The following is a 13,956-nucleotide window of genomic DNA, read 5'->3' on the forward strand; positions in this document are numbered from 1 at the left end:
CCGCTTTTCTTTTTCGTCAGTTAACTCTACCCTGTCTGGCTTGCTTTAATCCGGACACAACCTCTGTTATGCGAAAGTTTACCCTGCTACTGCTCAGCCTGATCCTGCTTGCCCCGTTGGGAATCGATCTCTATCTGCCCACGCTGCCCGATATCGCCCTCGGACTGAACACGCCCGTTACCACGATCCAGACCACCATTCCTCTTTTCCTGCTGGTAATGGGCCTGGGGCAAATCATTGCTGGCCCACTGGTCGATAATTTCGGTCGCAAACCGATCGCACTGATTGGCCTGCTGCTTTACGTTGCCGGAAGCGTGCTGGCAGCGACTGCCAGCGGCTGGCCTCAATTCCTTTGTGCCCGCATTATTCAGGGTTGTGCCGTGTGCTGCACCGCCGTGGTTGCGTTCAGCGGCGTCCGCGATCGTCTTGACGGTGACGATGCGGCTCGTGCCTATGGTTTCCTCAATGGGGCGTTGAATATCGTCCCTGCACTGGCACCGATGCTGGGTGGTTTTATGGCTGATGCGTTTGGTTGGCGTGCCAATTTCTGGTTCCTGGGGGCCTACGCCGTGTTTATCGGCATTATGATTGCCCTCTTCCTGCCGGAAACGCGCCCATTTGATACGCAAAAAGTTAAGGGTCTGCCATTAGCCCAGTACGGGAAGATACTGCGGCAGCCACGATTTCTGGCTTTTGCCTTTGCTAATGCGGGAGCGCTCGGCATGGTACTGACCTATGTCTCGCTGGCACCACATGTGCTGATGACTGAAGGTCAGCTCAGCGCCCTGCAATTCTCGATGGTTTTTGGCGCAAATGGCTTCTGGATCATGCTGGTCAGCGTGCTGGTCAATAAGATTATTCGTCGTGTGGGCCGCCCATTCTGCCTGGCTACGGGGGCCGTGGCGATGGTGTTGGGGGCCGTCGTCTTGATGGCTGGAGTTATCCTGTTACCGGGAAGCTGGCAGACACATTGGCTGCTTTATATGCTGCCGGTTGCTATCGCCGTGGCCGGTCTGGCATTTATCGTCGGCCCGGCCACGAGTTATGCTCTTGAGCCATACCAACAACAGGCAGGTGTCGCTTCCGCACTGGCGGGATGTATTCAAATGGCGGGAGGTGCATCGGCGGGTTTGATAGCGATGGCACTTCCCGTGGCGGAAAAATCAGCCCTGGGGCTGATGATGGTCATCGGGGCGCTGTTGGCGTTGCTCGCCTGGCGAATGAGCCACTCAGTGCGCGGTACGCTGACCGCACTCTAGCTTACTCTGTCTGCACCGGCACCCTCTGGGCGAGCGCGCACATCAGCTCGTAACCCACGGTGCCGGATGCCGCCGCCACATCATCGATTTTGACGCTGTTTCCCCACAGCTCAACCTGACTGCCAATGCCCGCCTGCGGGCATGGTGTCAAATCAACCGTAATCATATCCATCGAAACCGCCCCCACGACATGAGTCATTTCCCCATCAACCCTGATAGGCGTTCCGGTGGGAGCATGACGCGGATAGCCATCGGCATAGCCGCACGCCACCACGCCAATGCGCTGACTGCCGCCTCGCGCGATAGCGGCTGCCATAGCCCACACCGGAACCAGCAACGAGCTGCTGAACGCCGATAATTTCACTGGTGAGCGTCATGACAGGCTGCAAGCCAGTACCGGCAATATCTTGCCACTTTCCGCTGGGGGAAGCGCCATACAGGATAATACCGGGACGAACCCAGTCATAATGCGTCTGTGGATGCCATAGCGTGGCGGCAGAGTTAGCCAGCGAACGGGGGCATTCAAGCCCTTCGGCTGCCCGTTCAATACGCTTCAGCGGTTCGGCAACGCCCTCCGCACTCTCTGCGCCGGCAAAGTGGGCCATCAGCGTCAGCTCGCCAACATTTTCCAGCGAACGCAGCTTCTTCCAGACGTTATTGACTTGGTCAGGCTGGAAACCAAGCCGGTTCATACCGCTGTTCATTTTAAGATAAATATCTAACGGAGCCGAGAGCTTTGCCTGTGACAACGCGTTAATCTGCCAGTTGCTGTGCACGCTGGTTGTCAGACGATAACGGTCGAGGATCTCCAGATCGGTCGGGTGAAAAAAACCTTCCAGTAAAAGAATGGGTTTTTTCCAGCCACGCTCGCGCAGTAGTATCGCCTCTTCAAGGTTGAGCAAGGCAAAACCATCGGTTTCAGCCAGACTCTGCCATACGCGGTCAAGACCATGACCATAAGCGTTAGCTTTGACCACCGACCACAGGCGTGAGCCGCCAGCAGCCTGGCGCGCTATTGCCAGGTTTTGCCGCAACGCGGCGCGGTTAATCGTTGCGACAATCGGACGAGACATACCCTTTCCTTGTAGAATTTAGCGATGAGTTAACGAACATTGGCACTGTGCAGCGTGCGTGCAGGAGCCGGATAAAAGCCAGGCAGATAACGCATAACCGACAGATCGTCAGCAGAAATAGCCGGAGTACGCCCGGAGATGATGTCGGCCAGCAGCTGACCTGAACCGCAGGCCATTGTCCAGCCAAGAGTACCATGACCGGTATTAAGGTACAGGTTTTTCAATGGGGTACGACCAACAACAGGCGTGCCATCCGGGGTCATCGGGCGCAATCCGCTCCAGAACGTTGCCCGTTCGATATCTCCCCCGTGTGGATAGAGATCGCGAACGACCATTTCCAACGTTTTACGGCGTGCAGGCAACAGCTGCGTATTAAAGCCGACAATTTCCGCCATGCCTCCCACGCGAATACGGTTATCGAAACGGGTAATGGCCACTTTGTAGGTTTCATCAAGCACGGTTGACAGAGGCGCCGATTTTTCATCTTTAATCGGGATGGTCAGCGAGTAGCCCTTCAGTGGATAGACCGGAAGTTTAACAATATGATTAAGTAACGCCGTTGAGAATGAACCTAACGCCACTACATAGGCGTCTGCGGTCACCCGTTCGCTGCCGCATTGTACGCCGCAGATTTGGTTGGCGTCCTGCAACAGCCCATCAACCGGAGTATTGAAACGAAAGTTAACCCCTGCGGCGGCCGCCATTTCTGCCAGGCGTTGAGTAAAGAGCTGGCAGTCACCGGTTTCATCGTTAGGTAAGCGTAGCCCTCCTGTCAGCTTGTGCTGCGTAGCGCCCAGCGCAGGCTCCGCATGGATCAGCTGCGCCGCTTCAAGTAGCTCGTAAGGAACACCCGCTTCGCGTAATACGGCGATGTCTTTGGCGGCGCTCTCGAATTGCTGGGCGGTACGGAACAGTTGCAGCGTTCCTCCCTGACGGCCTTCATAGGCAATACCCGTCTGCTGGCGTAGCGCTTTAAGGCAATCGCGACTGTACTCGGCAATGCGCACCATACGACTTTTATTTTGCTGATAGTGATGCATATCGCAGTTTCGTAGCATCTGCCACATCCATTCCAGCTGGTAACGGCTGCCATCGAGACGTATAGCTAATGGTGCATGGCGCTGAAACATCCACTTAACGGCTTTAAGCGGCACGCCGGGTGCGGCCCACGGAGCCGCATAGCCGGGTGATATTTGTCCGGCGTTTCCCGCACTGGTTTCCAGCGCCGGGGCGGGCTGACGATCAATCACCGTCACCTCATGACCGGCCTGAGCCAGATACCAGGCGCTTGCAACGCCAACCACTCCACTACCCAGAATGACAACACGCATACCGACCTCATCAGGTTGAAAATAGAATAATCTGCTGAAATTATCACTTGGAAATGGATAAATGCACCGAAGTGAAACGTTCGAAATAGCTGACATTTTTTGATTATTTTTCACCTGAAAGCCAGATAAATACAATAATGGCCAACGAGTTTAGTCATAAATACTTAATTTATAGGTTTTTTAGCATGTAATATCTTATAAAAAGCATATATGCGCAAGCGCCAGCATATTCTCTCTAAAATTAAAATTAACCAATAGGACAGGATATTATCCTGAAAAATGATACCGATATGGCCTTTAACCTTATTCGACACTCTTTTTTATCTCCCTGTTGTATTTTTTATCGAAAATTCCATTGTTTTCACGCGAGGGATAAGAGACATTGAACTAATCTTGAGACATTGGGTTTACTTCAGGACTGAGTCAGCGCTGCAATTTCGGGCTGGCAGGTCGATCTGCAAACGGACCGTTTCCTGCCTGCCGGTCCAGGTTTGTAAAAAAGGGGTGCGCTATGACTACGATTTTTGACCTTCCTGTTAAGGACAATCAACGCCTCAATGACGGACCAGACTGGACCTTTGAATTGCTTGAGGTCTACCTTAAAGAGATCGACCGCGTAGCAAAGTCCTACCGGCTGGAAACCTACCCCCATCAGATCGAATTGATCACCTCTGAACAAATGATGGATGCCTATTCCAGCGTTGGCATGCCAATAAATTATGCCCATTGGTCCTTCGGCAAGAAATTCATTGAAACTGAGCAGCGCTATAAACATGGGCAGCAGGGTCTGGCGTATGAGATCGTGATCAATTCTAATCCCTGTATCGCTTATCTGATGGAAGAAAACACCATGACGATGCAGGCGCTGGTCATAGCACACGCCTGTTACGGTCATAACTCCTTCTTTAAAAACAATTATCTGTTCCGCAGCTGGACTGATGCCAGTTCAATTGTTGACTATCTTATCTTCGCCCGTAATTACATCACCCAGTGTGAGGAGCGGTATGGCATCGAGCAGGTTGAACGTCTGCTTGATTCCTGTCACGCACTGATGAATTACGGCGTTGACCGCTATAAACGTCCACAAAAAATTTCACTACAGGAAGAGAAGGCGCGTCAGCAAAGCCGTGAGGAGTACCTGCAAAGTCAGGTCAATATGCTGTGGCGCACCCTGCCTCGCCGTGAGCATGAAGAAGCCCATCATGCCAGCACGCGTTATCCCGCCGAGCCGCAGGAAAACCTGCTTTATTTCCTCGAGAAAAATGCTCCCCTGCTGGAGCCGTGGCAGCGGGAATGCTTGCGCATTGTCAGAAAAGTTAGCCAATATTTCTATCCGCAAAAGCAGACTCAGGTTATGAATGAGGGATGGGCGACATTCTGGCATTACACGATCCTTAACCATCTTTATGATGAAGGGAAAGTGACCGAGCGCTTTATGCTGGAGTTTTTGCATAGCCATACCAACGTGATATTCCAGCCTCCCTATAACAGTCAGTGGTATAACGGCATTAATCCTTATGCACTGGGTTTCGCCATGTTTCAGGATATTAAGCGTATCTGTCAGCAGCCTACTGAAGAAGATCGCCACTGGTTCCCTGATATTGCTGGTTCAGACTGGCTGGATACCCTGCACTTCGCCATGCGTGAATTTAAAGATGAAAGTTTCATCAGTCAGTTCCTGTCGCCAAAAGTGATGCGTGACCTGCGCCTGTTTACCGTAATGGATGACGACCGTAATAATTACCTGGAAATTTCCGCCATTCATGATGAGGCAGGTTACCGCGCAATTCGCCAGCAGCTGTCTGCTCAGTATAATTTGAGTAATCTGGAGCCTAATATTCAGGTATATGACGTGGATTTACGCGGTGACCGTTCTTTGACACTGCGCTATGTCCCTCAAAAGCGCGCGCCTCTGGACAACAGTCGACGCGAGGTGCTGAAACACGTGCATCGACTTTGGGGCTTTGATATTAAACTTGAACAACAGAATGAGGATGGCAACCTTGAGAGCCTCGATCGCTGCCCACCCCGGCCCGGCACAACTTAATATCAGCTCTGTGAGGTGAGTGTCTCTACTCACCTCACAGGCATATCAGCGGGACGGGGGCAATTCGGCAGGCATACTGATCTGCATGCCATGCCAGATTTCACCGCTACGGCGGCCGTAGTCACGAACGCTGTCAACGATCTGTTCGTACTGTTTAGTGTGCAGTATATGCAGTAGCTGCTGATAAAAACCTTGAGCAAGGCGACGCGCCTCGGGATTCGAGAAGTAGTGACGACCAACCCGGGTATACAGCCCTTTCAGCCCGTTAAGGATCAGGCCATAAATGGGATTGCCGGAAGCAAATGCCAGCCCGCGAAAAATGCTGTAGTCGAGATGGGTATAAGCTTCAGCATGATCCTCAACCTCGCTTGCCGTTTCCAGCACCTCACGCGCTTTTTCAGGATGGGTTCGGATAGCACGCCGTATAAAGATTGAAGAGATATTGGTGCGCACGGAGAGCAAATTATCGATCAGCTGCGGCACGCTGTCATGGTCAAGGCGTGCCAGTGTCTCAAGGATGCTTAACCCGGACGTTTCCCAGAAGTTGTTCACTTTCGTTGGCTTGCCGTGTTGTATAGTCAACCAGCCGTCACGCGCGAGTCGTTGCAGAACTTCGCGCAACGTTGTCCGGGTAACACCTATCAGTTCGGAGAGTTCACGTTCTGCGGGCAGAATCGATCCCGGAGGGAAGCGACTGTTCCAGATACTTTCGATAATGTACTCTTCCGCGAAACCTGCCGGGCTCTGCGCCTTAATGACCATAGCGTTTTATTTCCGTTACGTTTATAACCTGAAAATTGCGCTCATCATAACAGAGGCCCCCGGCATCACCTAACCAGCCATGCGGCCAAAAGGCGATCGCTGACAAAATTCAGATATTTTATCTGTTTCTGCATAGCGACCTTTCTCAAGAATCATGTCACTGATAACGAAATAAGCCGGGCATGGATTCTGTTATGAATTTAATTAAGGTATTTTCCGACTTAAATTTATCCGATGCGGGATGGCACGCCGCCGCTTTTGGTTTAAACTGCCGAATAAATGCCTCTTAATTAACGGACTGACTCATGTTGAGATACCTTAATCGCTGTTCTAAAGGCCGGGGAGCTTGGCTTTTGTTAGCACTAACTGCTTTTGCTCTGGAAATGAGCGCGCTCTTTTTTCAACACGTTATGCAGCTCCCTCCCTGCGTAATGTGTATTTATGAGCGCTGCGCCTTGTTTGGCGTCATGGGAGCGGGCATCGTTGGTGCCATTGCGCCAAAAACGCCACTACGCTGGGTTGCTGTTTTGATCTGGTTATACAGTGCCTGGGAAGGTCTGCGTCTTTCATGGGAACACACCATGATGCAGCTTCACCCTTCTCCCTTCGTCACCTGTGATTTTGCCGCACGCTTCCCATCCTGGTTGCCACTGGATAAATGGTTACCTTCGGTATTTGTTGCCAGTGGCGACTGCGCAGTAAAATCCTGGTCATTCCTCACGCTTTCTATGCCGCAGTGGATGGCAGGAATATTCGCAGCCTACCTGCTGGTAGCGGCCCTGATACTGATTGCACAACCATTTGTGACGAAAAAACGCGACCTGTTCTCGCGATAAATGACAGCAGGGGCCGCAATGACCGGCCCCTGCTACGAGGAAAAAATCAGACAGGTTCCGCTTTACGGACGTCACATCAAGAAGCAGGATTATTTCCCGTACCAGCGTGGGCGGTTGATAATATGCTCTTCCCAATCGACAACTTCACTTTCATGCACGGCGATATGACGCACGGAAATCCGTGCAGCGTGCATGGCAGCACGCGAGCCGCTGCGCAAGGGATGCCAGGGCGGCAGGGTCTTGCCCTCGGCGAGGACGCGATAAGCACAGCTTGGCGGTAACCACTGGAAAGTTGGTAAATTTTCACGGGTGAGCTTAATGCAATCTTCTTCTAATTCGAATCGCTGCTCATAGTGACGGCATTGGCAGGTCTTAATATTGAGCTGATTACAGGCCACATTGGTGAAGTAGACCTCATCCGTATCGGCGTCCTGCAACTTATTCAGACAACACTGACCACAACCATCACATAACGACTCCCATTCCTCGTCGCTCATTTTCTCCAGCGTTTTATGTTGCCAGAACGGCTTATCAGTCATGTTAGCATCCGGTAAAATTTAAAAACCCGCACCTTATAAGGGGTTTGGGCCTAAGATGCAAGCCTTACAGCACGCGGGTTGAAAGGCTGCGATTGCCTAATGAAAGCTCCAGTTTATCACCAGACAGCAGAGGGCCAACGCCCTCCGGCGTACCGGTAAGGATGACATCCCCGGCTCGCAAGGTGAAATAGCGGCTCATATAGGCAATAAGCGGCAGGATCTTGTGGATCATATCGGCGGTACTGCCCTGCTGACGAACATCTGCGTTGACCTTCAGCTGTAGCTTTACGCTTTGGGGATCGTCAGTAAACTCGCTGGCCGGTATAAAGCCCGACAGCGGACAAGAGTTATCAAATCCTTTGGCTTTTTCCCACGGCTGTCCGGCCTGTTTGCATCCGGCCTGCACGTCACGGAGCGTGAGGTCGAGCGCCACGCCATAACCCGCTATCGCCTGCGCAACATGCTGCTCAGTGGCCTGTTTGAGCGTCGATCCAATCAGCACCGCCAGTTCGATTTCATGGTGCACAGCACCAAGGCCTTGTGGAATGGACAGTGGCTGGCGGAGATCGCAAATTGCCGTTTCCGGTTTAATAAACAGTACTGGCTCAGCCGGAGTGGCACTGCCCATCTCTTTAATATGTTGCGCATAATTACTGCCGACGCATACCACCTTGCTTACCGGAAAATCCAACAGTGCGCCTTGCCAGTTATGGTGCTGATACATGCTGTTCCCCTGTCTGATTGATGTTTGAGCAACCCCTCAGGATTTTCCCCTGCCCGAGTCAACTCATTGCGATATCCGCCGGGAAATGTCGAAATGAACAAACGCAGTTATTAACCGGCGGGGAAATAGTTTGCTGAAAATGGCTGATTAATCTTTTGTGGCATCACTAAGATGTATCTTAAGCAGACTTTCCAGCGGTGGTGGCAGCTGCAAATAAAACCCGTCTTCCCGCAAAGCCGTTTTCACTTTTTCTATGTCGGCACCCACCAGCTTTTTGCTGCCGTCCAGCGGCAGTATCATCGCCAGCTTAGGTTTGCCGAACCCTTTAAGAAGGGCTTCAGGTACGCGCGAGAAATCGTCCTTTTTTTCAACATAAAGATAGGTTTGGTCGCGCTGGGGACTTCTGTAGATCACACAAAACATGTTTTTACTCGAATTAACCAGATGGTGGCTTGCCTGAATATAACAGTAACTATAACATGCTTGCAGAACTTCTTAATATTACCTGTCCGGATGGGGCGCCGTTAGCGGCAAAATTTATCCGTGATGAGAAATAACAGGACAGAGCGGGACAGATGTCACAATCGCCAATCGAGTTGAAAGGCAGCAGTTTTACGCTGTCGGTTATTCATTTACATCACGCCGATCCTGCCATCGTGCGAAAAGCACTTGAGGAAAAGGTCAGCCAGGCACCTGCTTTTCTCAAAAATGCACCGGTTGTCATCAATGTTGCCGCCCTGAGCCGCGAGGTGAACTGGCGGCAAATGCAGCAGGCTATACTGGAGACCGGCCTGCTTATCGTTGGCGTTAGCGGCTGTAAAGATGAGCAGTTAAAATACATCATCACACGGTCTGGCTTGCCCGTGCTGAATGAAGGCAAAGAGCATAAAAAAACGGTCAACACACCTCCTGCTGCCGCTGCTTTGCCTGCACCAGCGCTCACAAAAACGCGGATTATTTCTACTCCGGTACGTTCCGGCCAGCAAATTTACGCTAAAGATGGCGATCTGATCATTACCAGCAGTGTCAGTGCCGGTGCTGAACTGATTGCCGACGGCAACATCCATATCTATGGGATGATGCGTGGACGTGCGCTCGCAGGAGCAAACGGTGATAAGAGCTGTCAAATTTTTTGTACCAGCCTATCCGCAGAGCTGGTATCTATTGCCGGGAATTACTGGATTATGGATCAGATCCCGGCAGAATTTTTCGGAAAAGCGTCGCGTCTTTGTCTTGAAGATGGCGCATTGACAATACAGACACTGAACTGAGCCATGCTCACCAGCTTTTTCTTTTTTAAGGAAATCACTTTATGGTACGCATAATTGTTGTTACATCGGGTAAGGGAGGCGTGGGTAAAACTACGTCCAGCGCGGCCATCGCAACCGGTCTTGCTCAGAAAGGTAAAAAGACCGTTGTTATCGATTTCGATATCGGTCTGCGTAATCTTGATCTTATCATGGGCTGTGAGCGCCGCGTCGTCTATGATTTTGTTAACGTCATTCAAGGTGACGCCACGCTGAATCAGGCGCTGATCAAAGACAAACGCACCGAGAATCTTTTTATCCTGCCTGCTTCACAAACTCGTGACAAAGATGCCTTGACTCGCGATGGCGTAGAAAAAGTGTTAGACGATCTTAATAAGATGGAGTTTGACTTCATCGTCTGCGACTCCCCGGCAGGCATCGAAACCGGTGCACTGATGGCGCTGTACTTCGCTGATGAAGCCATTATCACCACCAACCCGGAAGTCTCTTCCGTGCGTGACTCTGACCGTATTCTAGGCATTCTCTCTTCCAAGTCTCGTCGGGCAGAAAAGGGGCAGGATGCGATCAAAGAGCATCTGCTACTGACCCGTTACAACCCGGGGCGCGTTAATCGTGGTGACATGCTCAGCATGGAAGACGTGCTGGAAATACTGCGTATTCCTCTGGCCGGTGTTATTCCGGAAGACCAGTCGGTACTACGCGCATCAAACCAAGGTGAGCCGGTGATCCTTGATGCTGAATCAGATGCAGGTAAAGCCTATTCTGATACCGTCGACCGTCTTCTTGGAGAAGAACGTCCCTTCCGCTTCATTGAAGAAGAGAAGAAGGGTTTCCTGAAACGCCTGTTTGGGGGATAAACCATGGCCTTACTCGATTTCTTTTTATCCCGTAAAAAGAGCACAGCCAATATAGCCAAGGAACGGCTACAGATTATTGTGGCGGAACGCAGGAGGGGTGACTGTGAGCCCCACTATCTGCCACAGCTGAAAAGGGATATTTTGGAAGTGATTTGTAAATACGTAAAAATTGATCCAGAGATGCTGAGCGTTAAGCTGGATCAGAAAGATGACGACATCTCTATTCTGGAGCTGAACGTTACGCTGCCAGAAACAGAAGCGGAAGAAGTCCATAAATGATCTCTTCCTGCTCATGATCTTCCCCTGCCTTGCAGGGGAAATTTCGTTGAGTCAGTGTGCCGCGAGAATCTCTGCGATACCTGAACCCAGCAGTTCCCCACGCCAGCCATCGACCAGTTCAGGTTTAGCCAGTTGAGGTTTCAGCTGCCAGTGCCAGCTTAGTAGCTGATTAATCTGACGCCTGGACGCCAGCAGCTCCTGGCTCACGCCATGCTTTTCCGCCGCTTCAGCAACCAGACCTTTCAGGCTTTTAAATACCTGCTTATACTGCGGATAGTCGATAAGATTGGCTACCGGTTGCGGTAACTGCTCTTCACTTAGTGCTTCAGCCTCGGCAACCTTCGCCAACAGCACTTTGCCGTGAAAACGAATTTCCTGCCCTGATAACCCTAAATGATCCAGCTCCCCAAGTGAACCGGGCATAAAGCGCGCAACCTTCCACAGGTTTTCTTCACGCACGACAAAATTAACCGCCATATCTTTTTCTCGCGCCATTTCCAGCCGCCATGCGGCCATCAGGCGTAATGCAGCCAGCTGACGGGGACGCAGCTGCCAGGCATTGGTGATCTCCCGGTAGGCTTCCTGTGGGTCTGTTATGGTGGTGCGACGCTGACAGAGCAGACGGCACTCATCAAGCGCTGCGTCCATCTGACCTACCGATTCAGCTTCAGCCACCAGCTTGCCGGCAATCGGCAGTAAATAGAACACGTCTGCCGCTGCATACTGGCACTGCTTTTCACTTAATGGGCGAGCCAGCCAGTCGGTGCGTGACTCACTCTTATCCAGGGCGACCCCGGTAAAAGACTCAACGACGGTAGCAAAGCCGCAGGATAGTGGACGCCCGCTAAACGCGGCCAGGATTTGCGTATCAATCATCGGCTGAGGCAGCACACCAAACTCATGACTGAACACTTCTAAATCTTCACTGCCGGCATGCAGGTACTTGATGACCTTTTGGTCCTGAAGGAGATCGCTGAATGGGGTCCAGTCGGTAATGGGGAGTGGATCAATTAAGGAGATAGTTTCACCATCGTACAGCTGAATCAGCCCCAGGCGAGGATAGTAAGTGCGGGTACGTACGAATTCAGTGTCCAGCGCCAGTGCCGACACCTGACGTGCGCGCTGGCAAACTTCGGACAACGCGGCATTCGTGGTGATCATGGTGTAATTCAAATTAACATTCTCTCGCCACCGGCCAGAAAGCAGCCGTGGTTAATGGTAAGTGCTTAGAAAAGATGCCGGCAGCCCGGCATGGTATATCAAGACGGATATCTTGAGCCATCAGCTTGACGGCTGCGCTAAGTTGATGGCTTCTTCACGCAGTTGACGCCGCAGGATTTTACCCACGTTAGTTTTCGGCAATTCTGCGCGGAACTCAACAATTTTGGGGATTTTGTATCCTGTCAAATGTTTTTTACAGTGGGCAATCAGTTCATCTGCGGTCAGCGAAGCGTCTTTCTTCACGACGTATATTTTTACCGTTTCCCCGGCTGCGTCACCAGGAATACCGATGGCTGCCGCCTCACCGACTTTCGCATGTAGCATCAGTACGTCTTCAATTTCATTAGGATAAACATTGAAACCAGAGACCAGAATCATATCTTTTTTACGGTCGACAATGCGCAGGAAGCCCTCTTCGTCAACGGTAACAATATCGCCACTACGAAGCCATCCATTTTTTAACACTTCATCTGTTGCATCCGGACGCTGCCAATATCCCAACATGACCTGTGGGCCTTTGATACACAGCTCACCCGGCTCTCCCGGGGCCGTTTCATTTCCGGCATCATCGACCAGCATGATATCAGTAGAAGGCACCGGTAAACCGATGCTGCCATTGTGGCGCTCAATATCATAAGGGTTGACCGAAACCAGCGGCGAACACTCCGTCATTCCATAGCCTTCCAGCAAATAGTGACCGGTTAATTTCTCCCAGCGCTCCGCCACCGCTTTTTGAATTGCCATGCCGCCACCGGCTGAAAGACTGAGCGAGGAGAAATCAAGCCGACTAAAAGCCTCATCGTTTAGTAACGCGTTAAACAGGGTGTTGACGCCGGTGATAGCGGTGAAAGGATATTTGCCCAATTCTTTGACCAAGCCCGGGATGTCGCGCGGATTGGTGATGAGCAGGTTTGCTCCACCCAATTCAATAAACAGCAGACAGTTCACGGTCAGAGCAAATATGTGGTAAAGCGGCAGTGCGGTAACCACAGTTTCCTCACCCGCTTTCAGCAGTGAACCATAGGTCGCTTTGGTTTGTTCAAGGTTGGCCTGCATATTACGATGAGTCAGCATGGCCCCTTTCGCAACGCCCGTTGTTCCCCCGGTGTATTGCAGGAACGCCAAGTCGTCGTTGACAATATGCGGTTTGACATAGTTCATTTGCAACCCGGATTGCAGAACCTGACGAAAAGATATCGCCCCAGGCAGATGATACGCTGGCACCATTTTCTTTATATGTTTAACCACAAAGTTGACCAACGTTCCTTTGATCATCGACAGCTGGTCGCCAAGATGGGTCAGGATCACGTGTTTCACTTCGGTATTATCTACCACCGTTTCCAGCGTATGGGCAAAGTTGGCAACGATGACGATGGCTTTGGCACCGCTGTCCTTCAGCTGATGCTCCAGTTCTCGTGGGGTATAAAGCGGATTAACATTAACGACAATCATACCCGCCCGCAACACGCCAAACAGGGCTATCGGGTACTGCAACAGATTAGGCATCATTAGTGCAACGCGGTCGCCCTTCTGCAAACCCAGCCCCTGTTGCAGGTAGGCCGCAAATGCCCGACTGCGGGTGTCTAATTGCTGAAATGAGAGGCTTTGCCCCATATTAATAAACGCCGCTTGCCCGGCATAACGCAGTACGGCATGTTCAAACAAGTCGATTAACGAGCCGTAGCGATCGGGACTGATCTCTGGCGGTACATTGGGGGGATAACGATTTAACCAAACCTTATGCAAGGAAGTACCTCGAA

13 protein-coding genes and 1 pseudogene are annotated in these 13,956 nt (G+C 51.5%); 6 read left to right on the plus strand and 8 right to left on the minus strand.

Annotation, left to right across the window (positions count from 1 at the left end):
* The first annotated feature begins 68 nt into the window (after window positions 1-68).
* A complete protein-coding gene (locus EPIR_RS09840) occupies window positions 69-1,259 on the plus strand; it encodes a multidrug effflux MFS transporter (RefSeq protein WP_023655236.1) in 1,191 nt (396 codons plus the stop codon).
* Window position 1,260: 1 nt separating this feature from the next.
* Here EPIR_RS09840 and dadX read toward each other — a convergent pair.
* A pseudogene (gene dadX / locus EPIR_RS09845) lies at window positions 1,261-2,332 on the minus strand (catabolic alanine racemase DadX).
* Between the two features lie 29 nt (window positions 2,333-2,361).
* Window positions 2,362-3,663: a D-amino acid dehydrogenase gene (locus EPIR_RS09850; protein WP_023655238.1), complete on the minus strand. Its 1,302-nt coding sequence runs from the start codon at window positions 3,661-3,663 to the stop codon at window positions 2,362-2,364.
* 511 nt (window positions 3,664-4,174) lie between these two features.
* Between EPIR_RS09850 and EPIR_RS09855 the strand changes: the two genes are divergently transcribed.
* Window positions 4,175-5,710, plus strand: coding sequence for a SpoVR family protein (locus EPIR_RS09855; RefSeq protein ID WP_023655239.1), 1,536 nt, complete (start codon window positions 4,175-4,177; stop codon window positions 5,708-5,710).
* Between the two features lie 45 nt (window positions 5,711-5,755).
* Here EPIR_RS09855 and fadR read toward each other — a convergent pair whose 3' ends face one another.
* Complete coding sequence (gene fadR / locus EPIR_RS09860) at window positions 5,756-6,472, minus strand: fatty acid metabolism transcriptional regulator FadR (RefSeq protein WP_023655240.1); 717 nt, start codon at window positions 6,470-6,472, stop codon at window positions 5,756-5,758.
* A 305-nt stretch (window positions 6,473-6,777) separates the two neighbouring features.
* Here fadR and dsbB point away from each other — a divergent pair, with 305 nt between their 5' ends.
* A complete protein-coding gene (gene dsbB / locus EPIR_RS09865; protein WP_023655242.1) occupies window positions 6,778-7,308 on the plus strand; it encodes a disulfide bond formation protein DsbB in 531 nt (176 codons plus the stop codon).
* Between the two features lie 89 nt (window positions 7,309-7,397).
* Here dsbB and EPIR_RS09870 read toward each other — a convergent pair whose 3' ends face one another.
* From EPIR_RS09870 to EPIR_RS09880, 3 genes are all read right to left on the minus strand, one after another.
* Window positions 7,398-7,847: a YcgN family cysteine cluster protein gene (locus EPIR_RS09870; protein WP_023655243.1), complete on the minus strand. Its 450-nt coding sequence runs from the start codon at window positions 7,845-7,847 to the stop codon at window positions 7,398-7,400.
* 64 nt (window positions 7,848-7,911) lie between these two features.
* Window positions 7,912-8,571 (minus strand): fumarylacetoacetate hydrolase family protein, encoded by a 660-nt coding sequence (locus EPIR_RS09875; RefSeq protein ID WP_023655244.1) that lies wholly within the window; start codon window positions 8,569-8,571, stop codon window positions 7,912-7,914.
* 147 nt (window positions 8,572-8,718) lie between these two features.
* Complete coding sequence (locus EPIR_RS09880; protein WP_023655245.1) at window positions 8,719-8,994, minus strand: YcgL domain-containing protein; 276 nt, start codon at window positions 8,992-8,994, stop codon at window positions 8,719-8,721.
* Window positions 8,995-9,146: 152 nt separating this feature from the next.
* Between EPIR_RS09880 and minC the strand changes: the two genes are divergently transcribed.
* Genes minC through minE form a run of 3 tightly spaced genes read left to right on the plus strand, consistent with a single transcriptional unit; the run spans window position 9,147 to window position 10,975 of the window.
* Window positions 9,147-9,842 carry a septum site-determining protein MinC gene (gene minC / locus EPIR_RS09885; RefSeq protein WP_023655247.1) on the plus strand — a complete coding sequence of 232 codons (696 nt, stop codon included), beginning with the start codon at window positions 9,147-9,149 and terminating at the stop codon, window positions 9,840-9,842.
* Window positions 9,843-9,883: 41 nt separating this feature from the next.
* Window positions 9,884-10,696, plus strand: coding sequence for a septum site-determining protein MinD (gene minD / locus EPIR_RS09890; protein WP_023655248.1), 813 nt, complete (start codon window positions 9,884-9,886; stop codon window positions 10,694-10,696).
* 3 nt (window positions 10,697-10,699) lie between these two features.
* On the plus strand, window positions 10,700-10,975 hold the full coding sequence (minE, locus tag EPIR_RS09895) for a cell division topological specificity factor MinE (RefSeq protein WP_023655249.1): 276 nt from the start codon (window positions 10,700-10,702) through the stop codon (window positions 10,973-10,975).
* Between the two features lie 51 nt (window positions 10,976-11,026).
* Here minE and rnd read toward each other — a convergent pair whose 3' ends face one another.
* Both rnd and fadD read right to left on the minus strand, forming a co-directional pair.
* Complete coding sequence (gene rnd / locus EPIR_RS09900) at window positions 11,027-12,136, minus strand: ribonuclease D (protein ID WP_023655250.1); 1,110 nt, start codon at window positions 12,134-12,136, stop codon at window positions 11,027-11,029.
* Window positions 12,137-12,256: 120 nt separating this feature from the next.
* Entirely contained in the window at window positions 12,257-13,942 is a 1,686-nt protein-coding gene (gene fadD / locus EPIR_RS09905; RefSeq protein ID WP_157037527.1) for a long-chain-fatty-acid--CoA ligase FadD, read from the minus strand.
* Between the last annotated feature and the right edge of the window lie 14 nt (window positions 13,943-13,956).

Source organism: Erwinia piriflorinigrans CFBP 5888 (genome assembly GCF_001050515.1).
GTDB lineage: Bacteria > Pseudomonadota > Gammaproteobacteria > Enterobacterales > Enterobacteriaceae > Erwinia > Erwinia piriflorinigrans.

Excerpts from the sequence above, each read along its gene's own strand:
- minC (WP_023655247.1), top strand. The coding sequence starts at position 9,147 with ATGTCACAATCGCCAATCGAGTTGAAAGGCAGCAGTTTTACGCTGTCG.
- rnd (WP_023655250.1), bottom strand. The coding sequence starts at position 12,136 with ATGATCACCACGAATGCCGCGTTGTCCGAAGTTTGCCAGCGCGCACGT.
- fadR (WP_023655240.1), bottom strand. The coding sequence starts at position 6,472 with ATGGTCATTAAGGCGCAGAGCCCGGCAGGTTTCGCGGAAGAGTACATT.
- EPIR_RS09850 (WP_023655238.1), bottom strand. The coding sequence starts at position 3,663 with ATGCGTGTTGTCATTCTGGGTAGTGGAGTGGTTGGCGTTGCAAGCGCC.
- EPIR_RS09875 (WP_023655244.1), bottom strand. The coding sequence starts at position 8,571 with ATGTATCAGCACCATAACTGGCAAGGCGCACTGTTGGATTTTCCGGTA.
- EPIR_RS09840 (WP_023655236.1), top strand. The coding sequence starts at position 69 with ATGCGAAAGTTTACCCTGCTACTGCTCAGCCTGATCCTGCTTGCCCCG.
- EPIR_RS09870 (WP_023655243.1), bottom strand. The coding sequence starts at position 7,847 with ATGACTGATAAGCCGTTCTGGCAACATAAAACGCTGGAGAAAATGAGC.
- EPIR_RS09855 (WP_023655239.1), top strand. The coding sequence starts at position 4,175 with ATGACTACGATTTTTGACCTTCCTGTTAAGGACAATCAACGCCTCAAT.
- dsbB (WP_023655242.1), top strand. The coding sequence starts at position 6,778 with ATGTTGAGATACCTTAATCGCTGTTCTAAAGGCCGGGGAGCTTGGCTT.
- EPIR_RS09880 (WP_023655245.1), bottom strand. The coding sequence starts at position 8,994 with ATGTTTTGTGTGATCTACAGAAGTCCCCAGCGCGACCAAACCTATCTT.
- minE (WP_023655249.1), top strand. The coding sequence starts at position 10,700 with ATGGCCTTACTCGATTTCTTTTTATCCCGTAAAAAGAGCACAGCCAAT.
- minD (WP_023655248.1), top strand. The coding sequence starts at position 9,884 with ATGGTACGCATAATTGTTGTTACATCGGGTAAGGGAGGCGTGGGTAAA.